This window comes from Aggregatibacter aphrophilus ATCC 33389 (assembly GCF_900636915.1).
GTDB lineage: Bacteria > Pseudomonadota > Gammaproteobacteria > Enterobacterales > Pasteurellaceae > Aggregatibacter > Aggregatibacter aphrophilus.
The window spans coordinates 1,719,797-1,744,026 of the sequence record NZ_LR134327.1 but is presented as its reverse complement, the minus strand read 5'-3'; the positions used below and the strand labels follow the sequence as shown (position 1 = coordinate 1,744,026).

The following is a 24,230-nucleotide window of genomic DNA, read 5'->3' as shown; positions in this document are numbered from 1 at the left end:
CCTCGAAATCTATTTATTTATGAATGTAAACTTCGTCAAAGAATATCATATTGAAGCTAAAAAATTAATTGCTATCGCCATTCCGATTTTGCTTGCGCAAATTGCGCAAAACTCCATGGGCTTGGTGGATACCATCATGGCCGGACGGGTTAGCTCGGCTGACATGGCCGCCATTTCTGTGGGGGCATCTATTTGGTTGCCGCTGGTTTTATTTGGTCATGGTCTATTGTTGGCGTTGCCGCCGACGATCTCTTATTTAAACGGTTCGGGACAACGCAAACGTATTGCTCATCAAGTACGACAAGGTATTTGGATTGTTATTTTCAGTTGTATTCCATTAGGTTTACTGATTCAGCATAGCGACTTTGTACTACAACGTATGGATATGGAGCCACGTTTGGCGGAGATCACAAGCGGCTATTTACATACCATGATTTGGGGCTTGCCGGGCTATTTATTAATGATTAATTTTCGTTGTTTAAACGATGGCATTGCCAAAACCAAGCCGGCTATGGTGATTACTTTACTCGGTTTAATGCTCAACATTCCCCTCAACTATATTTTCATTTACGGCAAACTTGGCGTACCGGCATTCGGCGCGGTAGGTTGTGGCATTGCCACGGCAATTGTGAATTGGGTGATGTGCTTTTTAATGATTACCTATTGTATGCATGAGAGGAATCAACGTGATTTACAGGTCTTTGCCAATATTATTGAACGCCCGAATATGCATACGTTGATTAAGTTGCTGAAACTCGGCTTTCCTATTGCGGTGGCGTTGTGTTGTGAAGTGGCCTTATTCGCATTGACATCATTATTCTTATCGCCTTTGGGGGCGGACGTGGTGGCCAGCCATCAAATTGCGTTAAATACTAGCGCCTTTGTATTTATGTTACCGATGTCATTGGGCATGGCGACAACCATTTTAGTGGGCCAACGTTTAGGTGAAAAATCCCCGCGCGGAGCTAAACTAGTGTCTTATTCCGCTCTGGCAGTCGGTTTAACCATCACCATAATTACTGCATTTTTAACGGTCATTTTGCGGGAACAGATTGCTGCGATCTTTGTGAAAGATACGGAAGTTATTGCGATGGCGGGATCGCTGTTATTACTGGCTGCCTTATATCAATTTTCCGATACGGTTCAAGTGATTATTGGTGGCGTGCTACGTGGTTATAAAGACACCAAAGCCATTTTATACATTACTTTGTTTTGCTATTGGGTAGTCGGTATGCCGCTCGGTTACGTGTTAGCCCGCACCGATTTTATCGTGCCGGGAGGTATTGCTGCCAAAGGTTTTTGGACTGCCTTTGTCGTGAGTTTAACCCTAGCAGCCGCCTTATTAATTTATCGTCTTCGTAAAACCCAAGGGCAGACAGACGATGTCCTGTTGGCACAGTTGGAAAAATTAAAATAAACATCAGCCTGTTACCTTTGTAACAGGCTTTTTTCATCTAAAGTGCGGTCGTTTTTCAAGATGTTTTTTATTGTTCTTAAAAAAAGAATAATTCTCTTTTTCAGCTAAAGCATTTCAGCTATACTGTCGCCGTTTTTTGACTCGAAAAGGGAATCTTTATGAAATTTAAATTAAGTGTAATTTCTACCGCACTTTTAACTGCTATATCTATGTCGGCTTATGCGGAAGAACCTGCAGAAAGTCTTGAACAAATCACTGTTGAAGATACCGGCATTAAGCAAAATGGTTATCAAACCACCGGGACGTCTGTGGTATCAAAAGCCGAAGTGCCCGTGTTGGATACACCGAACACGGTGAATATTCTTTCCACCCAATTATTAAAAGATCGCAAACCCGAATCCTTAATTGATGCGCTTTACAATGTGAGTGGTGTCAGTCAAGCCAATACTTTAGGCGGCATGTTCGATTCCATTCAAAAACGTGGTTTTGGTGGCAATCGTGATAATTCGATTATGCGTAACGGCTTGCAAGCCGGCCCAGCCAAGAACTTTAGTGCCACCACGGAAACCGTCGAAGTCTTAAAAGGCCCTGCCTCTGTGCTTTATGGCATTCAAGATCCGGGCGGTGTCGTCAATATCATTACCAAAAAACCGCAACAAACGCCGAAATATGTGGTTGGTGGCACATTGGGAAATCATAGTTTGTGGGGAACACAAGTGGATTTCACCGGTGGCTTAGGCAACGGCTTTGCTTATCGTTTTATTTATGACAAACAAGAAAAGAATTACTGGCGTAACTTTGGCAAAATTAAAAACGCCACTTACGCGCCTTCACTTTCTTGGGAAAATGACACCACCAAAGTCTTCGTGGCGTATGAACATAAAGATATTCTTGAGCCGTTTGATCGTGGGACGAATTTATTAACGGCGACAAATTCTCTGCCGAATATTCCGGTCTCCCGTCGTTTAGACGAACCAAATAATGAGACGACGGCAAAAACCGATAACATTGATTTTAAAGTTGAGCATAAACTTAACGATAACTGGAAATTAAACGCCGGTTATAACTATGCCCGTTATGAATATTTCTATAATCAAGCGCGTATTTCGAATATTAATGTTAATACACGCAAAGCCCGTCGTGCCATTGAGCAACAACAAGGTGATCAACGCGTGCATAGTGGCACATTAAATATCGTGGGTGAATTCGGTATTGGTGAGATTGGTAACCGTTTTGTCGCCGGTGTGGATGTGATGCGTAATATTCGTGATCTTGGTCCGATTTATAATCAAGGCATCATGAATTCCGATATTAATATTGATCATCCAAACTACACCAATCCTGTTGCGCAGAAGAAAAACGGTAACGGCAATGCCTACCAATATAACTATTTAAAAACTGTCGGTGTTTATGTTCAAGACACCGCTTATTTTACTGACAGCTTCATTGTCACCGGCGGTTTGCGTTATGAGTACTTTGACCAATTTGCCGGCCGCCATTGCTTAAATGCAGCAAATTGTGATGTATCAAAAGGGCAAAACTTAACGAAGACCGGTAATACGGATCAGCACGATGGCAAATTGCTTTATCAATTAGGCGCGGTATATAAATTCACGCCGAATATTGCCACCTTTGCCAATTACTCGGAATCATTCCGTCCGCAAATGAGCGTTGCAACCCCTGTAAACGGCGATTTGAAACCTGAACAAGGCAAATCCATTGAAATTGGTGCGAAGTATGAAAATGCCGGTTTTAACGCAACAGTTTCGTTATTTAACATCAATAAACGTCATGTGGCAGAAGCAGTGGGTAGCGGCGCTAATACCGAATTAAATATCGTCGGCAAACAACGTTCCCGCGGTGTTGAATTTGACTTAAACGGTCAGCTTACCGATCAGTTGAGCGTGGCGGCAAACTATACTTACACCAAAGTGAAATCCTTAGAAAATGAAAGATACCCTGACGCGGTGAATCAACAGCTTTCCGGCGTACCGAAACATCAAGTCTCTTTATTTTTAGCTCATAATGTGGGCGAATTCGATTTCGGCAATATCCGTGTTGGCGGTGGTGCGCGTTATTTGGGATCTTGGTATGCCTATACCAATAACTACGCTAAGTCGTATAAAATTCCACACGCCGTAGTGTATGACGCCTTTATCGCCTACGACACCAAAATCTCCGGCAAGAAAGTGTCATTCCAACTTAACGGTAAAAACTTAACGGATAAAACCTACTTCCCATCCACTTCAGGCAATGCAACAAACACGCTGATTCCTGTGGCGTTGGGTTATGGACGTGAGTTTATCTTTAATACCAAAGTGGAATTCTAATTAAATATGTTCATCCCTAAAGGGCGTTTAACGCCCTTTCTTTTTGGATATTCAAATGGATTGGCAAACAGAAGTTAATAATAGTTTATCTTGGATTTTGACCGCACTTTTGGGCGTGTCGGCAGTGTTGGTGGTATTGGCATTGACGCTTAAACGAACAGACTTCGGGCAACGCTTTTGGCTGATTACACAACCTTGTGTGCAAACCTCGTCGGCATACAAAATTATCGGTTTGCTTTTATTGTTGCTGACATTGATTTTGCTGGAAGTGCGAATCAGCGTGCTGAATTCTTTTTTCTATAACGGACTTTATACCTCGTTACAAGAACAAAAAGCCGACGCCTTTTGGTTTTTTGCCGGGCTTAATGCCTTGTTGGTGATGTTCAAAATCGAGCATTCCATTATCAATTATTTTGTACGCCAGCTGTTTGAAATTCGTTGGTTAGAAAAACTCAATAATGAAATGCTGGTGCGTTGGTTGCGCCATAAAAATTATTATCGTCTGAAATACGAAAAAGAATTGCCGGATAACATCGATCAACGTATCGAACAAGATGCCCGCGAATTTATTAGTGGCACGGTTACCATGTTGCAAGGCTTGATTAATTCCGTGATGTCTACTATTGAATTTACGATTATTCTGTGGGGCTTGTCAGGGATATTGGTGTTGCTCGGCGTGCCGATTCCGAAAGGCGTGGTGTTCTTTATTTATATTTTTATCATCGTCGCCACCGCACTTTCCGTTTGGATTGGGCACCCGCTAATTAAATTGAATTTTGATAAAGAACGATTGAACGGGGATTATCGTTATTCCTTAATTCGCGTGCGTGATAACGCAGAAAGTATTGCGTTTTACGGCGGTGAAACAAAAGAGCGGTCAAATTTACAAGAGAAATTTCACGCTATCATTCACAACCGTTGGGTAATTGTGCGCCGTATGTTGGGGTTGGACGGATTTAATACCGGGGTGACGCAAATTGCTATGATTCTACCGCTCATGTTGCAAGCGCCGCGTTTCTTTGCCGGACAGGTGAAATTAGGCGATATGCACCAAACGGTGCAAGCCTTCAATCGTCTTATGCGGGCGTTGTCTTTCTTTCGTTTGTTCTATGAAGAATTCACGCTGTATCAAGCGCGCTTAAACCGTTTGTATGGTTTTTTTACCAAATTAGACGAATTGGACGGTACGGACATTCATCAACCGGTGGAATGTTCCCATCGGGTGTCATTGCATCATTTCGGGATTAAAGACGGCAACGGAAAAGTCTTGTTGAAGGATCTGAACGTGGATTTGCAAAATGGCGATGCTTTGCTCATTCAAGGCCCGTCAGGTGCAGGAAAAACCTCGTTACTCAAAGCTATTGCGGGGATTTATCCGTTTGATACGGAAGGTCGGGTAGAGCGTCCATGTAGCAACAGTCTGTTTTTGCCACAACGCCCGTATATGCCGCAAGGCACGTTACGCGAAGCGATTTGTTACCCGAATATTGTGCCTAAACGTGGTGAATTGGAGTTGGCTATGGAGCAGTGCTGTTTGAGCAAATATATTCCGTCTCTTAACGAATCTAATGATTGGCAAGCTATTCTTTCGCCGGGAGAATTGCAACGGGTGGCGTTTATCCGCATTCTTCTAATGCAACCCGATGTGATTTTTTTAGACGAAACCACATCGGCACTGGACGAACCGACGGAAGCATTGCTGTATAAAATCATCCGCAGCCGCTTCCCAAACATGATTATTCTCAGTGTCGGTCATCGTTGCACATTGCAGCCATTTCATAATAAGCGGTTGGTGTTGTAGTGAAGAAGGGGAAAACATTGAAACAGCGATGGTTATCGCTTAGGTGAGATATTGGAAGCATAAAAGTGCGGTCAAAAAATTTGATGGATTTTTTGACCGCACTTGTCGTTTTATTCTTTCCAAATGATGTGATACTGGCGATCTTCTTCGCGGTGGGAAATGAGGAATTTGGCGAACACCTCGTCCATTTCATCTTGTTCGTTTACCAAGCCAATCCAGACTTCCGCATATTCTTCCGGATCGATTAACACGCCGATTTCTTCTTCCCAGTTGTTGGCGGTTTCTACAAATTCCACGGCACCGCGTTCTTCAAATTGCAGGTTGAACAACAAAATATCGGCCGGGTCGAGATTTTCCGGTGCCATTTCAAGAAAAATATCGTAAGCAATATCAATGGCCGTATCGGGATCCAGTTTGGTGAGTTCGCTCATGTGTTTATTCCGTCAGTTAAATTTGGCGCACATCATAGCATAATCGGAGAAAAGTGCGGTCGGAAAAAATAACGTTTTTTATGACAGCACTTTCTTTTCTGTCTAGCCGGTATTGCGCATTCCTGCCGCGATACCGGTGATGGTAATCATCAGCGCCTGTTCCACATCGGGATTCGGGTTGTTTGGTTGGGCGCGTAGGCGACGTAGCAGTTCCACTTGCAATAAATTCAGCGGATCGGTGTAAACGTTACGCAAAGCAATGGATTCGGCGATCCAAGGCAGGTTAGACATCAGCTGATCTTTATGGGAAAGCGACAAAATGGTTTTAATGTCGTCTTGTAGCTGCTTCCGTAAGGATTCGCCCAAATACCACAGTTCCGGTTTCACCAAATGCTGATCGTAATGTTCCGACAACCACATATCCGTTTTACTAAACACCATTTCCAGCATACCAATCCGAGTGGAGAAGAACGGCCAGTGTTGGCACATTTCTTCAATTAATGCCAGTTTGCCTTGTTTAATGGCTTCTTGTACGGAGGCACCGGCGCCGAGCCAACTTGGTAGCATAAGGCGATTTTGCATCCACGCGAAAATCCATGGAATGGCACGCAGGCTTTCAACCCCACCATGAGGATTGCGTTTTGCCGGACGGGAACCGAGAGGCAATTTTGCCAGTTCCTGTTCCGGGGTGGCTGAGCGAAAATACGGTACGAAATCTTTATCACCTCGGACGATATTTCGATAAATAGCGCAAGAAGAATCGGACAGCTCGTCCATAATCTCCCGCCATTCCGTTTTCGGTTCCGGCGGTGGCAATAAGTTGGCTTCTAATACAGCGCTGGCGTATAAATCCAAACTTTCTACGGCAACAGCCGGTAAGCCGAGTTTGAAGCGAATCATTTCCCCTTGCTCCGTTACCCGTAAACCGTTTTTCAGTGAGCGTGGCGGTTGGGAAAGCAAGGCCGCGTGTGCCGGTGCACCGCCACGTCCGGTTGTGCCACCGCGTCCATGGAATAAAGTGAGTTCAATGTGTTGTTGTTCACATAATTTCACCAAGGCTTCTTGCGCCCGATATTGCGCCCAAGAGGCAGCCATCATGCCGGCGTCTTTGGCAGAGTCGGAATAGCCAATCATCACCATTTGTTTGTTGTTAATGACACCACGATACCAACCGATATTAAATAATTCGGTCATGACCTGTTCGCTGGCATCTAAGTCATCTAGGGTTTCAAACAACGGTACTACCGGTAAATGGTAAGGCACACCGCATTCTTTTAATAACAAATGTACTGCAAGTACATCGGACGTGGTGCGTGCCATGGAAATGATGTAACAGGAAATCAAGCCTTGAGGCTGCTCTGCGATCACTTTACAAGTATCTAAAATTTCTTGTGTTTCTGCTGATGGTGTCCAATCCAACGGAATTAGCGGTCGGCGTGAACTGAGTTCTCGAATTAAAAAGGCTTGTTTATCCCCCTCACTCCATTGGGCATAATCGCCCAAGCCGATGTAACGGGTGATTTCTGCCAATGCTTCGGTGTGGCGGGTGCTTTCCTGACGAATATCAAGCCGCGAAAGGGTGACGCCAAAGCAACGAATGCGACGCAAATAATCCAATAGCAATCCGTTGGCGATTATCCGCATACCGCATGCCATAAGCGATTGGTAGCAATCATACAGCGGTTCCCACAGTTGTTCGTTTGTGGTGATAATGTCCTCTTTGGTGGCACGTGGGGGACGGTTTGCCAATAAATCATCGTAGTAGGTGAGGGTGGCGGAAAGTTTGGTGCGTAAAGTTTTGGCAACCATGCGGTAAGGCTCCGGATGATCGCCGTATTTGGCAAGGAAGGCTTCAGTACATTGTTGCATGGAAAGCTCATCCACCAACAGTTGAATATCTTTTAAGAATAAATCGGCGGCTTTCCAGCGGGCAAGTTGTAACACTTGGCGGGTGACGTTGGCGGTGACAAACGGATTACCATCGCGATCGCCGCCCATCCAAGAGGAAAACTGAACCGGTGCCAGTTCCACCGGTAATGAAATGCCTAAATATTTAACCGCACTTTCATTGAACTGACGTAAAAATTCCGGCACCGCTTGCCACAAGCTGTTTTCGATCACGGCAAAGCCCCATTTGGCTTCTTCAAACGGCGTCGGACGTTGGGTGCGAATCTCATTGGTGTGCCACGCCTCGGCGATGAGTTGCAACAAGCGACGTTCAATGGCTTTGCGTTCTTTTTCGGTTAAATCGGAATGCTCCAACTGGCTCAAACATTTGTTGATTTCCACATTTTTATGTACCAACGAACGGCGGGTTACTTCTGTTGGATGGGCGGTTAGCACCAATTCAATCAACAGTTTTTCTACGGTTTTGATGATATCTTCTGATGCTAGGTTTTGACCTTGCAGACGTTTAAATAAGGCTTCAATAGAGCGATTGGAAGACACTTCATCATGATGATGACGGGAAATGGTTTGATATTGCTCGGCAATATTGGTTAAGTTGAGGAACTGGCTGAAAGCGCGAGCGACGGGGATGATATTGTCATCGGAGATGGTCGAAAGCGTGTGTAGCAACTGTTGACGCGCTTGGTCATCACCATTACGTGAATTTTTTGATAACACCCGAATATTTTCAATGAGTTGCAAAATAGCATCGCCTTGCGCATCGCAAATGGTCTCACCTAGAAAATGCCCCAACATACTGATGTTCTGTCGCATTTGTGCGTATTGCTGAATCATAGTTACCTCACTAAATTAAAAATAAAAACACTTGAAACAGGATAGATATAAACAAAAATCAGGTTAAAGATCAACCATAATTAATTTATTGGTTTAAATAAATATAAAATTTGGTAGATTATTTTTAATAAAGCGCGGTAATTTTTGAAAAAGTTTTTGAATGTTATAGATATGTTTAAATAATATTAAAACATGGATTGGGATGATCTTAATTTCTCGATGGAGAGTGTTTATTCATCACCATGGGCAATAGACTTACCCATGGCCACAGATTTTATGTGGATTTAGCATTTTTTTACTGATTTACGAATCACTAATTCAGGATGAATTTCGATCGTTTCCCGTTGTTCAGATTTGTGATTAATTCGTTCAAATAACAAATTGACCGCTTGCACGCCCAAACGGGATTTGGACTGGTGAATAGTGGTAAGCGGTGGTGAATAGAAGCGGGAGGCGTGAATATTGTCATAGCCGATGATGGAAATATCATCCGGCACGCGCAAGCCTTTCTCGCCAATAGCGGAAATCGCCCCCAATGCCATAACGTCGTTGCAACAAAATACGGCGGTAGGTAATTCTGTTTGGCGTAAAATTTTGTTCATGCATTCATAGCCGTCTTCCGGCTCAAAAAAACCTTCCATCACCCAATCCGGATTAACGGTTAATCCGGATTCTTTCATGGCGTGTAGAAAGCCTTCATAGCGAGTTTTTGCAGGGGTTTTAGTAAGTTCGCCGGAGATAATGCCGATGTGTTTATGACCGTTTTCAATAAGATGTTTAGTGGCTAAATAACCACCATCAAAACTGTTGTCTTGAATAATGTCTGTATGGGCATTCGGGCCCCAATCCATAACCACCATTGGAATGCTTTCAAAGTTGGTTAATACGTTTAAGGAGTCCGGCAAGTATTCGGAACACATCACCAAAATACCATCCACCCGTTTTTTGGCCAACATTTCCAAATGGTTTTTGATTTTTTCCGCATTGTTTTGCGTGTTACAGAGAAAGAGCGAATAGCCTTGGCGATAGCAATGTTCTTCCACGGCATGAATAATTTCAGCAAAATAAGGTGCTTCACTGGTGGTGACAATCATACCGATGGATTTGGTGGTGTTGACTTTTAAGCTACGCGCCACTGCACTTGGGGAATAATTGAGATCTTTAATTGCTTGCAATACCAACTTTTCGGTTTCTTGTGCCACAAAGCGGGTTTTGTTAATGACGTGTGACACCGTGGTGGTGGATACACCGGCCGTTTTAGCGACGTCTTTAATGGTTGCCATGATTTTCTCCATAAAAATTTTAGCTATTATAGAGAGGGAATCTGCTTTGGTTAAGAGCGGAAAGCAGAAATTTTGGGAATTGTCACACTTTTTTAGATTTGGTTGGCGTTTTACGTAAATTTTTTGTTAAAATGCGCCACGATTAACGCAAAATTAATAACAGATGAGGTAAAAAAATGGGTACGTTCGGTTATGCAATGATGATGGTTGTGCTTTCTTTAGGCTTAATTCTTGTCCTTGCTTCATCAATTTTTTAAGTTTAAAAACGCTAAAAAAACAAACCGCACTTTGAGTTGAAATGAATAAATTTGGCATCAAAGTGCGGTTTAATTTTCTTCCGAATCTGTCGGTATGCCTGCTAACCCATCTCGAATTTTCTTTTCAAAGAAAGCATAGTCCACTAAAAATGCATCGTGCCCGTAATCTGAGGCAAATTCATGATAAGTCAATCGCACGCCGCTTTGTTCCAATAATTGCTTGCTTTTACGCAATTCCGGTACTTTAAACAGTTGATCATTTTCCACTGCCACTAACGTGTAACCGGCTTTAATGCGGGAAAGGGCGGTTTTCAAATCGGCATAACCGATACTTGGATCGTATAAATCCAAGGCGCGCAACAAATGTAAATAGCTGTTGGCATCAAAACGGGCGAGGAATTTTTGGCCTTGATAACTTAAATAAGACTCCACTTGGAAATAATCCGCCTGCAAATCACCTTCTGCCTTAGTTGCGCGTCCAAAGGCTTTGGTTAATTGTATGTCGGTGCGATAGGTGAGCATACCGAGCATTCGAGCAATAGACAGACCTTTATCGGGCCGAGGGCCATTGTAGTAATCGCCGTTGTTGAAATTCAGATCGTTAATAATGGCTTGACGCATAACATGGTTAAAACCGATAGCTTCCGCACTGAAGGAAAGCGATGAGCAAAGATTGACCACGTTAGAGACAAAATCAGGATAATTGATTGCCCACTGTGTTGCTTGCATTCCACCGAAAGAACCGCCGATAACGGCGTGTAAATGCGTGATGCCCAAGGTATCAAGCAGTGCTTTTTGTACTTTCACCAAATCTTGCACGATCACAGGCGGAAATTGACTGCCATAAGGACGGTTGGTTTTCGGGTTAATAGAGGACGGACCTGTTGTGCCTTTGCAACCGCCGAGAACATTGGAGCAAATAAAAAAATAACGGGAAGTGTCCAACGCCAAACCATCGCCCATAAAATTTTGCCACCAACCGACTTGGTTTTCTTCCTTATCAAAATAAGGCTCGGCATCGCCGGTTAACGCATGACAAATTAGTACCACATTGCTTTTATCCTCATTGAGCTCACCATAGGTTTGGTACGCCACATCAATGTGATCAAGCTGACCGCCTAAGATGAGATCTAATGGTTGATAGGTAAAAAGGGTGGTGGTTTTTATTGTCATTGCCGGCAATTTTGTTATAGATAATAAGCGCATAAACTACATCTTGAGTTATAGCTTGTCAAGAAAATTTAGACGTCTAAACATCTGGAAGTTTTGAAGTCTATAAATCAATAAATTACACTTGAATTTCAATCCTTTTTTCATTATTTTGACAGCAGTTGTTTATCATAAGAAAGATCAATGAAATTGAATTTAAAAGAAAAGTTACAAAGCGCCTTCACCCTATTGCAAATTAAACGGGCAATCCGTTATTTGGCGATATTTGTGGCTTTTTTTGCTTTTTTATTGATTATTGTGGATCAAACCATCGGTTATTATGTTCGTAAGGATATTTATTACGATATTGAAAAAATACCGAATCGCCCTTATGGCTTAGTGCTTGGCACATCAAAATATTTTGCCAATAACACGCTGAATTTATTTTATTACAATCGTCTGCTTGCTGCACAGCGCTTATTTGAAGCGAAAAAAGTGGATTATTTATTATTAAGTGGCGATAATCGCACCCTTCAATATAACGAGCCTCGCACCATGCTGAAAGATCTGAAAAAAATGGGGGTGCCGCAAGAATTTATTTATTTGGATTTTGCCGGATTTCGCACATTAGATTCGGTCATCCGCGCCGACCAAGTGTTTAAAGCACATTCTCTGACGATTATTTCACAAAAATTCCATTGCGAACGCGCGTTGTTTATTGCTAAGTTCCATAATATTGATGCCATTTGTTTTGTGGCGGATTATCCGCAAGTATATTCTTTGGTTCGGGTGAGAGAGTTTTTTGCCCGTTTGCAGGCGGTGTGGGATTTAATGGTGGAAAGAGAACCGCACTTTTTGGGGGAACCGGAGCCGCTTCCCCCACCGGTTACTATTCCTAATGTGAACAGTGATACTTAACCGTCTTACGCATTAACGGTGTCGTGTTCGCCGTGTTTTTATGTTTTTTCGACATGGCATCAAAAGCCAAATTCAACAATGATTGGGATACTTTATCGTAATCCTGCACACTACAAATCACCGGATTTGCCAATAATTCCAACATTTCAAAATGTCCGAAAGTAGCGATGATCAAATCATGCGGTACATGACCTTGGCGTTGCAATAACACTAACAACACGCCTTCCAATAAAGTGAAAGAGGTTGTAAAAATCGTGGTGGGCAGTTCGTTTTGATCCAACCAACGGGCAAAATCTGCTGCCGCATTGTCTTTATGGAATTTATCCGTATATAAATACGTCACCGGAATGTCTTTTCCTTCCAATGCCTTGCGGAAACCCTTTTCACGCTCTTGGCTGGTTGGTAATTCAGGCAATGCGCCGAAAAACAGGATGCGTTGTTGCTCAGCTTGTTTTAATAATTCGTTGCTTAAGCGATAGGCGTCTCCTTCGTCATCGGTTAATACATTCACCACATTCGGCGACATAATTCGACGATCAAACCCCACCACAGGAATCTCGATATTTTGATAAAAATCCGTATTGTAAGGCAGGGTAGAAGAGACAACCAACGCATCTATTTGACGTTGCAGTAAATGTTTTACGCAGTCTTGCTCGTTTTGGACTTTGTCGTTAGAACAGGAAATTAATAATTGGTAGCCTTTTTCTCTCAAACGATTTTCCAAATTATTCGCGATTTTGGCATAACTGATATTTTCAAAATCGGGAATAATTAAACCGATGGTTTTGCTTTTTCCTACACGTAAACTCGCTGCCATGGCATTCGGTTTAAAATCATATTGTTTAATTAAGGCCTCCACCTTCTCGATAGTGCTGTCACTAACGCGATACTGCTTGGCTTTTCCGTTCACAACATAGCTCACGGTTGTACAGGATACGCCCGCAAGTTTTGCAAGTTCATCTAATTTCACATTAACTCCTTATCAATGTCAGAAATAGATAGTTTGATTGGTTCTTAAGTTAATAATATTTTTTTATTGGGTTAAACCCGATGAAATTATAACACTTCCATTAACGACGATAATAACGATAAAAATTAAAAACATGACAAATCGCAAGAAAGGCATAGAAAAATGCTTGTGCAAGTTTGATTTTTATGTGTCAAAAATGCATTAATAATCATTTAGCATCAGGCCTTTATTTGTTGGAAAGTCTATTCCATTTTAGAATAAGCTTATTTTGTTATTATGACAGGGTAAACATAAGCAGTTTGATAAAAAAACACCTCATAAAACGAACCGAGAACTAAAAGTGCGGTAAGTTTTTAAAGGTTTTTTTATATGAATTGTCGGCATGACTAATGGCCCGAGTTTCCTAACGCGTGCTGATGGTTGCAAATTAGTTAGAAGTACATGCTGGGAAGCGTGTGCTAGTAAATGAAAATATAATTTATGTTTAAAAAGATAAAAATTTTCCCGTTCAAGGTAAACTTAAAGAGCATTTTACCTAGAATAAAGGCGACTATATGTCATATAAATTGTAAAAATAGTGCATGGGTATTAGGTATAACAGTGCTTATTGTGTTACCGCTAGGCTTAACCATTTTTCCGTATCTAATTCTGCCAATTGATAAAGATAGTTATTTTTTTAGGATGATTTCTACAATTAATCTAAATTCTATTTTAATAATTGCTCCGTTATGTTCACTCATTATTAATAACTGGAAAAAAGATAAACCTCACTTAGAAAAAGGGATAGAAAATCTAGCAAAAGTTATTTTTGCATGTGTTATTTCCACTTTTTGTGCAATTTCAATACTATATGTTTTTTCATTCTTTTTTAGGCTATTTTCAGATGGGGATTCAAATATTTTCTTTACCTCTAACAAATTAAAGATAACAATTCATTTGATTATATTTATTATATTTATTTACTCTATGCTGGCTATAGATGAAATTATGGAATACCTTTCTAAGTATCCTCATAGATTGTTTGCCATGTTATGGAGCTTGTTATTATTGGGATATATTCTTTATGAAATTGTTTTTAAATTGCTACCATAGTTTTTAAGATTCTAATGATACTGTACTGATAGCGCGCGTCTCCCGATACGTGCTGTAACAAACTAATGATCGGTTCTAGTCAGGATACGTGTGCCAGCAGAAAAAATAAAACACAAAGTTCGGTCAAAAGTTAAAACGTTTTTACAGGTTATTTAACCCATAATTGATATTTTGATTGGAATTCTTCGCGAAATTATTGGTGGAATTATTCAAGGTGTAATGGAAAGCCTGTTTCTTAAATATAAGAAGCTAACATTCGGCTTGATGATGATTATTGGGATTCTAAGCGGTTGTATTTTGGTCAAGATGTTTGCTGATGTCGAGTAGTGGAAAATTTTATTGGTTTCTGGGGCAATTGCTGTTTTTGCTACTTTTATCATTGAGCTTTTTATTTATTTAATCGATAAAGTTGTTGGGAAATTTCAATGACTGCTTGCGCTATCAGCAATATTAACCAAGAGTGCGGTTAGTTTTTTAATCGTTTTACAGTAAGAAAACAAAATAGCAAAACGTACAGACATAAACACGATTTTAATTATTGGGTTGGGCTCTAATTGATGGCACGCGTTTCCAACAAATTCTGCACGAGCTCAACTTAAAACAACCGGAAAACCGCACCGCACGTAATGTACAGGAAGCGGTGGCGTTGGCAAATGAAGTGGGCTATCCGTTGGTGGTGCGCCCGTCTTATGTATTGGGCGGTCGAGCTATGCAAATCGTGTATAACGATGAAGAACTAAACCGTTATATGCGCGAGGTGGTGTGGTGATGGGCGTGGGCAAAACCTTCTCAGAAGCCTTCTTAAAAGCCGAATTGGACGCCGGCGAACGCATTCCGAAAAAGGGTAAAGTGTTTTTGTCCGTGGACGACAGCGACAAAGCCCGCTTATTGCCGGTGGCGCGGCGTTTACAGAAAGAAGGCTACGGTTTATGCGCTACTCAACGGCATTGTGACGCAAATCGTCAACAAAGTACGCGAAGGTCGCCCGCATATTGTGGACGCCATTAAAAATGGCGAAATTGCTATTGTGATCAATACCGTAGGTAGCCAAGCGGAGAGTATCGCGGATAGCCATTCCATTCGTGCCGGCGTGTTGCAATGTAAAGTGTTCACCCAAACAACCCTTGCCGGTGCGGAAGCTTTGGTGGAGGGCGTGAAAAGCTTCGATCACTGTGAGGTGTATACCTTGCAGGGATTACATGAAGGCAGTGGTGAAAACCTAGCGGAATAAAGTGCGGTGAGAATTTTTGGGGGGAGTATAAATTATTCTGCTTCGACAGGCTAAGCAACCGTAATTTCTTCCCTGTTTAGTCATAAAAGTGCGGTCAAAATTCGTTGTAAATTTTGACCGCACTTTGTTTTTATTTATTGACTATAAATAACCCTTTTTTCCACGTGGTAAGCTCACCAAACCGGAACGGACGATTTCAATCAAAACAGCTTCTTCTTTAGCGTGTTTACAAAGGCGTCCAGTTTGTCTTTGGTGCTGGTGAGTTGGATAATGTAAGACTTCGTGGTGACATCCACAATTTGCGCACGGAAAATATCCGTCAAACGTTCGCGCTGCGCCTTGTATTGGGTAAACGTGTTCGTTGGCATCGACGTTGACGTCAACAAATACTAGTTTATTTTTAATGCTGAACGCTTGTTTGAGTTTTTCTTCCAGTTCTTCCGGTTTGGCGATTTGAATATCCACATGATCGTAGGCTTACGCTAATTTCACGAAATTCGGCAGCGAGTTCATGTAAGTTTGCGAATGGCGACCGGAGTAAATCAAATCCTGCCATTGTTTCACTATGCCGAGGAAATGGTTATTTAAACAAATGACGACCACAGGAATATCATACTGTTTAGCGGTCGGTGGAAAGCCCTTGAATGTTCATTTGAATACTACCGCCACAGGTAATACAAACAACTGTTGCTTTCGGAGTGGCAAGTTTTACGCCAAGTGCAGCAGGTAAACCGAAGCCTATGATGCCGAGCCCACCGGAGTTGATCCAACGATGTGGTTTGTCGAACGGGTAGTGTAATGCAGCAAGCATTTGGTGTTGTCCTACATCAGATGCCACATAGGCATTACCCTTGGTTGGGCGATAAATCGTTTCAAGCACTTGCTGTGGTTTAATAACGCCACTGTTACGATCGAAATTTAGGCATTTTTCTGCTTTCCATTGTTCGATTTCTTTCCACTAATCGGTTAAATCAGATTGGGACTTCGCAAGGTTTTCATCTTCCAATAACGATAAAAATTCATCTATACGCTTTCTGCACTGCCTACAATCGGAATGTCAACCGGTACGGTTTTGGAAATGGAGGTTGGATCTACATCCATATGAATCACTTTGGCATGTGGGCAATATTTGGCGAGATCATTGATCGTGCGATCATCAAAGCGAACGCCGATACCTAAAATCAAGTCACTGTTATGCATTGCGGTGTTAGCTTCATAAGTACCGTGCATACCAAGCATACCGAGGAATTGTTTATCTGTGCCCGGAAAGGCGCCTAAACCCATGAGGGAAGAGGTTACCGGCAAATTTAACTATTTCGCAAACTGGGCCAAAGCATCGTGACAGTTGGCTGAAATCATACCACCGCCCACGAAAAGCACCGGTTTTTTGCTACTAATAAGGCCTTTAAAGCGCGTTTAATTTGCCCTTTGTGCCCCTGCACCGTCGGATTGTAGGAACGTAATGTCACGTCTTCTGGATAGGTGTAGGCAAATTTGTTTAATGGATTAACGACATCTTTCGGCAAGTCAATCACCACAGGACCGGGACGACCGGTAGAAGCGATATAAAAGGCTTTTTTGATAATAGTTGGAATGTCTTTCGGATCTTTTACTAAAAAGCTATGTTTTACTACCGGACGGGAAATTCCTATCATGTTGTATTCTTGGAAAGCGTCACTGCCGATTAAGCCGGAAGGTACTTGACCGGAAAGCACCACTAAAGGAATGGAATCCGCATACGCGGTGGCAATACCGGTAATGGTATTGGTGGCCCCCGGGCCGGATGTGACTAGAACACAGCCAACTTTGCCTGTGGCACGAGCATAACTGTCAGCCATATGAACTGCCGCTTGTTCGTGACGTACTAAAATATGTTCAATACCACCTAGGGTATGAATGGCATCATAAATGTCTAAAACCGACCCACTCGGGTAGCAGAATAAAAACTCAACCCCCTGATCGCGCAAGGATTGCACAACCATTTCTGCACCCTATAATTTCTTCATTTTTACCTCTTGATTAGCCGTAAATTGCCATTGCGATTATTTGAAATGTTAAAAAATTATAGACCCACTTGCTTACTTATTTACCCTAAGGGGACATTGATGAAGTCAACGTTGAAAAAGCATTTAATTTTTTGACTGCACTTTATATAGATGGTGTGCTATTCCAGCAGCGTGAACTTTGTATTTGTGATTCACTATGTAGTAGTTTTAACGGAAAATATTTTGTTTATCTATTGATAAAATGCATATTTTAAGTAATTTTTAAACATAAAATTTTGCAAAATAAATTTAAACGATATTTAATAAATAAAAATTAATCTTTAAATATAAAAATGCGACTTTATATCGCATTTTATAAAATATACAAAATAATCGTTTGAATTTAATTTTTGTGCGTCAGATCACAATTTAGCGTTTCTTAAAGATAAGCACTAATATGGCTAAAACTACGCCGGTGATAATAAATCCTAAGATACCGGAGTACGTTAGGCCAACAGTGATATAGCCCGCGATACTTGCGGTAGCAACCATTATGGCATAAGGCAATTGTGACGTTACATGATCCATATGGTCACATTTCGCACCGGTAGAAGATAAGATAGTGGTGTCAGACACTGGTGAGCAGTGGTCACCACATACTGCACCCGCCATAACGGCAGATAAACATGGCAACATAAGTTCTACGGAGCCTGCTGCTGCGTGAGCGGCAATGGCAGCAGCAATTGGCAACATAATGCCGAATGTTCCCCAACTGGTTCCTGTGGAAAAGGCCATGATCGCAGCCAAGATAAAGAGTAATGCAGGTAATAAAGCCAATGGTAACGTGTCGGAAACTAGAGACGCCAAATATGTCCCGGTTTGTACGTCACTGACCACATTATTAATCGTCCATGCGAAGAATAAAATTAAAATAGCGCCAAGCATGGATTTCATGCCGAGTAACCAACCTTTGATATATTCTTGACCGCTAACTAGACGATCTGCCGCAATACAAATAGACGCCATAATGACCGCACTTAAACCGCCGGCAACAAGGGAGATACCTACGGTAGTATTTTCAAATGCGCCTAATACACTAAATGGTTTGCCATCGGCGGCCAAGGCTTCGTTACCGGTATACATCATGGCAGAAACGGTGACAATGATAAGCGTTAAAATAGGTAACACGAGATTACGCACATGGCCGTTAACGCCGGAGAGTTTTTCTTCTGTATTATTTGCTTCTAAAGCCAGTTTTTCATGTCTTGCCATGGAACCGATATCAAAAGAAAAATAGGCCACGAAAAACACCATAAAAATAGAGAAAATAGCGTAATAGTTCATTGCACTCATTGCCATGAAAGCGCCAATAGGTGAATATCCGGTGATGGAATAGGTAGCTAATAAGCCTGCAATTAAGGTGATGATGTAAGCTCCCCAGCTGGATACCGGCATTAACACACACATCGGCGCTGCGGTGGAGTCTAAAATATAGGCTAGTTTAGCTCGGGAGACTTTGAATTTATCGGTAATAGGACGGGCAATGGCGCCTACGGCTAAGCTGTGGAAATAATCATCAATAAAGGTGATAAATACTAAAGAAGCCGCAACTAATTTAGCACCTCGACGACCTTTAATATGTTTTTGTGCCCATTCGGCAAAAGCGCGGTTACTCCCAGACATGCTTAAAAGTGCGGTTAAAATGCCGAGCAATAATAAGAAAATCAGGATATTTATATTATTGGTATTTAATCCGTCATCTTTTACGAATAGGGATGAGATGTTATTTTTTAAATAGATGAGGGTATTAAGCGGATTAAAATTAGCCAGCATGACCGCTCCGACCAGAATACCGATACTTAAAGAAAGTAATACTTTACGCGTCACAATAGCAAGTAATAAGGCAAGTACCGGAGGCAGTATTGACCAAGTTGATGTCGAATAGTTTATGAGTTCCATAATGTTGTTCTACCTAAATTAAGGGAGAACCACTGACTTTAAATATTTAAAATAATGTTAGAAATGATTTAAAAAAGGTAGGCAAAATAAGACCTAACCTAACCAGTAGCGCTCCATAGTTGTAAATATACTATGACAGTGACGGTTCTTTCGAAGACGCCACCAACCGATTAAAATGACTTTTAATCGATTTCGGCAAATGTTCCTTTCCATTTTCTTCACCGTTATCCACTCGGAAAATATACTTATAACATTTGCACCTCTACATACGTAGGATGGCATAAGACTACAATAAAAAAGTACTAATGCCAATAATTATTGTCTATAAATTTGCAAATTGTTTTATGACATAGTAAATCATATTTACGTTGCTCCATAATTTGTTTATGATAGCATATGTTTGTGTTAATTAATGTATATATAGAGAGGAGAGAAATTAATGACTGATGTGTTAAAAGTTTTAACCAATATTCGTAGTTTACGTGTAATTGCTCGTGACTTAGCATTAGAACAATTGGAAAGTATTTTAGAAAAAATTCAGTTGGTTGTGGCTGAGAAAAAAGAAGAGTTATTAAAAGCTCAACAAGAAGAAAATGATCGTCAGGAACGTATTGCCAAATATAAAGAATTGTTAAAACAAGAAGGCATCACTACAGACGAATTAGCCGAAATTTTAGGTTCTAATGTTGTTCGTAAAAAGAGAGAATCTCGCCCAGCTAAATACCAATATGTTGATGAAAATGGTGTGACTAAAACTTGGACAGGTCAAGGCAGAACACCAAAAGCAATTCAAGTGCAGTTAGATAAAGGTAAATCCTTATCTTCTTTTGAAATTTAATCATTTATTGCATTTTCACGAAGAAGCCCATTTTTATGGGTTTTCTTTTTTATTAAGATGATAGAAACTTATGATTGAAAATAAAATATTATTAACTGATTGTCCGGATGATAAAGGTCTGATCTCTAAAATCACAAATATTTGTTACAAGCATCAATTAAATATTATTCATAATAATGAATTCGTTGATTTTGAAACTAAACATTTTTTTATGCGTACGGAACTACAAGGCATTTTTAATGAAGAAACATTATTGACGGATTTAAATTTTAGCCTACCGGAAAAAACAAACTGCCGATTAATTAGTGCAAAACGTAAACGGATTGTTATTTTAGTCACCAAGGAAGCGCATTGTTTAGGTGATATTTTAATGAAAAATTACTATGGTGGTTTAGATGTAGAAATCGCTGCAGTGATTGGTAACCATGATGTGTTACGTAGTTTAACAGAACGTTTCGATATCCCATTCTTTTGTATTAGTCATCAAGATTTAACCCGTGAGCAGCATGATCAATTATTGGCAGAAAAAATTGATGAATTCGCACCGGATTACATTGTCCTTGCGAAGTATATGCGTGTGCTGAATCCAAAATTTGTGGCACGCTATCCTAACCGGGTTATCAATATTCACCACTCATTCTTACCGGCTTTTATTGGCGCTAAACCTTATCAACAGGCATATGAACGTGGCGTTAAGATTATTGGAGCAACGGCACATTTTATTAATAATGAGTTGGATCAAGGTCCGATTATTATGCAAAATGTGATTAATATCGATCATACTTACAGTGCCGAAGCTATGATGAAAGCAGGGCGTGATGTGGAAAAAACAGTATTAAGCCGCGCCTTAGATTTAGCGTTGCACGATCGGATTTTTGTTTATAAAAATAAAACGATCGTTTTATAGACCGCACTTTAGTTGCTACAATAAGCACCTTTCTGATTTAAGCCACCTTTCTGTCTGTCAAAAATCGAGGAGAGGTGGATTTTTTTATTAATTATGGTTTGAAGCTTGAAAAGTAAAGCTTCTGCCTTCATATACAACGACATTGCAAAATACAAGACAGGTTATGGGCAAAAAAAAACGCTCGGCGAGTTCTAGTCGCTGGTTAAACGAACACTTTAAAGATCCTTTTGTACAAAAAGCGCATAAACAAAAACTGCGTTCCCGTGCATATTTTAAACTTGATGAAATCCAACAAACTGATCGTTTATTTAAACCTGGTATGACCGTAGTGGATCTCGGTGCCGCTCCTGGGGGATGGTCACAATATGTAGTGAGTCAAATAGGTCGTAATGGACGGGTTATCGCTTGTGATATTTTGGAAATGGATCCTATTGTTGGTGTGGACTTTCTACAAGGTGATTTTCGTGATGAAAATGTGTTGAATACCTTATTGGAACGTGTGGGCGAAGATAAAGTGGATGTTGTGATGTCTGATATGGCGCCGAATTTCAGTGGAATGCCGTCGGTAGATATCCCACGAGCAATGTATTTGGTGGAATTAGCACTGGATATGTGTAAACAAGTTCTCGCCAATAAAGGAAGTTTTGTAGTAAAAGTTTTTCAGGGTGAAGGTTTTGATGAATACTTAAAAGAGATTCGTTCTCTGTTTAGTGTGGTGAAAGTTCGGAAACCTGAAGCCTCTCGAGATCGTTCTCGGGAAGTCTATATCGTAGCAAGTGGATATAAGCTTTAGTTAAATAGGTTAGCAATAAAACTAATTAATTTGATAACTTTAACTTTAGTAACAAATATAGTAACCTTGCGACATTTTGTTAACTTTATGAATGGGGTAATGCCTTGAACGACATGGTAAAAAATTTAATTCTTTGGGTGGTTGTTGCAGTTGTGATGATGACTGCATATCAAAGTTTTAATGCCGCTTCTAGCGGGGGAATAACGGACTATACAACGTTTATTTCAGATGTTGAAAATAATCAGGTACGTCAGGCTAAATTTGAAGACAATGAAATTTTAGTCACCAAAGCCGACGGCGCTAAATATACAACAGTTATTCCATTGGAAGATAAAGATCTTTTGAATGACTTATTGAAGAAAAAAGTAAAAGTTGAAGGCACCCCGCCAGAAAGAAGAGGATTGTTATCTCAAATTCTGATTTCTTGGTTCCCGATGTTGTTATTAATCGGAGTTTGGGTTTTCTTCATGCGTCAGATGCAAGGCGGTGGTGGTAAAACTATGAGCTTTGGTAAAAGTCGTGCTCGCATGATGACACAAGAACAGATAAAAACCACTTTTGCAGATGTAGCCGGTTGTGATGAAGCAAAAGAAGAAGTCGCTGAAATTGTTGATTTCTTACGTGAGCCAAAAAAATTCCAAAATCTTGGCGGTAAAATTCCAAAAGGGATTTTAATGGTTGGCCCTCCGGGTACGGGTAAAACCTTATTGGCGAAAGCCATTGCCGGGGAAGCAAAAGTGCCTTTCTTTACTATTTCCGGTTCTGATTTCGTAGAAATGTTTGTTGGGGTAGGGGCATCCCGTGTGCGTGATATGTTTGAACAAGCTAAGAAAAATGCGCCTTGTTTGATTTTTATCGATGAAATCGATGCCGTCGGTCGCCAACGTGGTGCTGGGCTTGGTGGTGGTCATGATGAACGCGAGCAAACCTTAAACCAAATGTTGGTTGAAATGGATGGATTTGAAGGTAATGAAGGCGTTATCGTGATTGCTGCAACTAACCGTCCAGATGTTTTAGACCCTGCGTTAACCCGCCCGGGGCGTTTCGACCGTCAAGTTGTGGTTGGATTGCCTGATGTGAAAGGTCGTGAGCAAATTCTTAAAGTTCACATGCGAAAAGTACCTGTTGGGCTGGATGTTGATGCAATGACGCTTGCGCGTGGTACGCCAGGCTATTCAGGTGCAGATTTGGCAAACTTGGTGAATGAGGCGGCGTTATTTGCTGCACGTACCAATAAACGTATCGTTACGATGGTTGAGTTTGAAAAAGCCAAAGACAAAATCAACATGGGGCCTGAACGTCGCACCATGATCATGACGGATAAGCAAAAAGAGTCCACTGCGTATCACGAAGCGGGTCATGCTATCGTTGGTTATTTAGTACCGGAACATGATCCTGTGCATAAAGTGACTATCATTCCACGCGGACGTGCCCTAGGGGTAACCTTCTTCCTGCCGGAAGGAGACCAAGTGAGTATCAGCCAAAAACAATTGGAAAGTAAACTTTCCACATTGTATGCAGGTCGTTTAGCAGAAGATTTAATTTATGGCGAAGAAAATATTTCGACCGGTGCATCTAACGATATTAAAGTGGCAACCAATATTGCGCGCAATATGGTCACCCAATGGGGGTTCTCCGATAAACTCGGTCCAATTCTTTATACAGAAGATGATGGTGAAGTTTTCCTCGGTCGTTCAATGGCGAAAGCAAAACATATGTCCGATGAAACGGCTCACGTGATTGACGAAGAGGTTCGCGCAATTGTTAACCGTAACTATGAGCGTGCAAGACAAATTCTGAGCGATAATATGGATATTTTACATGCCATGAAAGATGCTTTAGTAAAATATGAAACTATCGAAGAAGAGCAAATTAAGCAACTTATGAATCGTGAACCGGTGACTCCGCCATCAGGTTGGGAAGTGCCGAGAGACAATGGCAACAAGGCGCAGCCGCAACAACCAAAAGCGGAAAAGCCAAAAACAGAAGAGCCAGAGTCTACCGCAGACACACAAAGTGCGGTTGAAAAAGATACCGATTCCGAATCTTTATAATGCTAATTAAAAAGCCTTTCTCCTTTGTTAGAAAGGCTTTATTATTACAACCCACTTTTTGAAGTGGGTTTTA

General features: G+C 41.2%; 15 protein-coding genes, 3 pseudogenes and 1 riboswitch. Of the genes and pseudogenes, 10 read left to right on the top strand and 8 right to left on the bottom strand.

Going from position 1 to position 24,230, the window contains the following annotated elements:
* The first annotated feature begins 19 nt into the window (after window positions 1-19).
* The 3 genes from EL144_RS08420 (at window position 20) to EL144_RS08410 (ending at window position 5,548) form a co-directional block, all read left to right on the top strand.
* Window positions 20-1,417, top strand: coding sequence for an MATE family efflux transporter (locus EL144_RS08420; protein WP_005703291.1), 1,398 nt, complete (start codon window positions 20-22; stop codon window positions 1,415-1,417).
* Window positions 1,418-1,575: 158 nt separating this feature from the next.
* Window positions 1,576-3,747 (top strand): TonB-dependent siderophore receptor, encoded by a 2,172-nt coding sequence (locus EL144_RS08415; protein ID WP_005703290.1) that lies wholly within the window; start codon window positions 1,576-1,578, stop codon window positions 3,745-3,747.
* 55 nt (window positions 3,748-3,802) lie between these two features.
* Window positions 3,803-5,548: an ABC transporter ATP-binding protein/permease gene (locus tag EL144_RS08410; protein ID WP_050332694.1), complete on the top strand. Its 1,746-nt coding sequence runs from the start codon at window positions 3,803-3,805 to the stop codon at window positions 5,546-5,548.
* Window positions 5,549-5,658: 110 nt separating this feature from the next.
* Here the strand turns inward: EL144_RS08410 and EL144_RS08405 are convergent, their stop codons facing one another.
* From EL144_RS08405 to metX, 4 genes are all read right to left on the bottom strand, one after another.
* A complete protein-coding gene (locus EL144_RS08405) occupies window positions 5,659-5,979 on the bottom strand; it encodes an HI1450 family dsDNA-mimic protein (protein WP_005703287.1) in 321 nt (106 codons plus the stop codon).
* Window positions 5,980-6,081: 102 nt separating this feature from the next.
* Complete coding sequence (gene ppc / locus EL144_RS08400; RefSeq protein WP_005703286.1) at window positions 6,082-8,721, bottom strand: phosphoenolpyruvate carboxylase; 2,640 nt, start codon at window positions 8,719-8,721, stop codon at window positions 6,082-6,084.
* 284 nt (window positions 8,722-9,005) lie between these two features.
* Complete coding sequence (purR, locus tag EL144_RS08395; protein WP_032994854.1) at window positions 9,006-10,004, bottom strand: HTH-type transcriptional repressor PurR; 999 nt, start codon at window positions 10,002-10,004, stop codon at window positions 9,006-9,008.
* Between the two features lie 326 nt (window positions 10,005-10,330).
* Window positions 10,331-11,434 (bottom strand): homoserine O-acetyltransferase MetX, encoded by a 1,104-nt coding sequence (gene metX, locus EL144_RS08390; protein WP_032994904.1) that lies wholly within the window; start codon window positions 11,432-11,434, stop codon window positions 10,331-10,333.
* A gap of 180 nt (window positions 11,435-11,614) precedes the next feature.
* Between metX and EL144_RS08385 the strand changes: the two genes are divergently transcribed.
* The gene (locus EL144_RS08385) at window positions 11,615-12,328 is read left to right on the top strand and encodes a SanA/YdcF family protein (protein ID WP_005703283.1); all 714 of its coding nucleotides are present in this window, start codon (window positions 11,615-11,617) and stop codon (window positions 12,326-12,328) included.
* Here EL144_RS08385 and cra read toward each other — a convergent pair.
* Window positions 12,306-13,298, bottom strand: coding sequence for a catabolite repressor/activator (gene cra, locus EL144_RS08380; RefSeq protein ID WP_005703282.1), 993 nt, complete (start codon window positions 13,296-13,298; stop codon window positions 12,306-12,308). The genes EL144_RS08385 and cra overlap by 23 nt on opposite strands.
* A gap of 600 nt (window positions 13,299-13,898) precedes the next feature.
* On the opposite strand from cra, the gene EL144_RS08375 reads away from it, so the two are divergent.
* Together EL144_RS08375 and EL144_RS08370 are read left to right on the top strand one after the other, a co-directional pair.
* A complete protein-coding gene (locus EL144_RS08375; protein WP_225791887.1) occupies window positions 13,899-14,390 on the top strand; it encodes a hypothetical protein in 492 nt (163 codons plus the stop codon).
* 556 nt (window positions 14,391-14,946) lie between these two features.
* Window positions 14,947-15,621 (top strand): annotated as a pseudogene (locus EL144_RS08370) (ATP-binding protein); the annotation flags it as partial.
* Window positions 15,622-15,762: 141 nt separating this feature from the next.
* On the opposite strand, the pseudogene ilvN reads toward EL144_RS08370, so the two are convergent.
* The 3 genes and pseudogenes from ilvN to EL144_RS08360 all read right to left on the bottom strand — a co-directional run.
* Window positions 15,763-15,950, bottom strand: a pseudogene (gene ilvN / locus EL144_RS11290) (acetolactate synthase small subunit); the annotation flags it as partial.
* 10 nt (window positions 15,951-15,960) lie between these two features.
* Window positions 15,961-17,603: pseudogene (locus tag EL144_RS11400) on the bottom strand (acetolactate synthase 3 large subunit); the annotation flags it as partial.
* Window positions 17,604-18,035: 432 nt separating this feature from the next.
* The gene (locus EL144_RS08360; protein WP_032994852.1) at window positions 18,036-19,565 is read right to left on the bottom strand and encodes a Na+/H+ antiporter NhaC family protein; all 1,530 of its coding nucleotides are present in this window, start codon (window positions 19,563-19,565) and stop codon (window positions 18,036-18,038) included.
* 98 nt (window positions 19,566-19,663) lie between these two features.
* Window positions 19,664-19,838: riboswitch (Lysine riboswitch) on the bottom strand.
* A 166-nt stretch (window positions 19,839-20,004) separates the two neighbouring features.
* On the opposite strand from EL144_RS08360, the gene EL144_RS08355 reads away from it, so the two are divergent.
* From EL144_RS08355 to ftsH, 4 genes are all read left to right on the top strand, one after another.
* Complete coding sequence (locus tag EL144_RS08355; protein WP_005703272.1) at window positions 20,005-20,403, top strand: H-NS family histone-like protein; 399 nt, start codon at window positions 20,005-20,007, stop codon at window positions 20,401-20,403.
* A gap of 70 nt (window positions 20,404-20,473) precedes the next feature.
* The gene (gene purU, locus EL144_RS08350) at window positions 20,474-21,310 is read left to right on the top strand and encodes a formyltetrahydrofolate deformylase (protein ID WP_005700590.1); all 837 of its coding nucleotides are present in this window, start codon (window positions 20,474-20,476) and stop codon (window positions 21,308-21,310) included.
* A 163-nt stretch (window positions 21,311-21,473) separates the two neighbouring features.
* Window positions 21,474-22,103, top strand: coding sequence for a 23S rRNA (uridine(2552)-2'-O)-methyltransferase RlmE (gene rlmE, locus EL144_RS08345; protein WP_005700586.1), 630 nt, complete (start codon window positions 21,474-21,476; stop codon window positions 22,101-22,103).
* 113 nt (window positions 22,104-22,216) lie between these two features.
* Window positions 22,217-24,157, top strand: a complete 1,941-nt coding sequence (gene ftsH / locus EL144_RS08340; RefSeq protein WP_005703270.1) for an ATP-dependent zinc metalloprotease FtsH — start codon at window positions 22,217-22,219, stop codon at window positions 24,155-24,157.
* Window positions 24,158-24,230 lie beyond the last annotated feature (73 nt).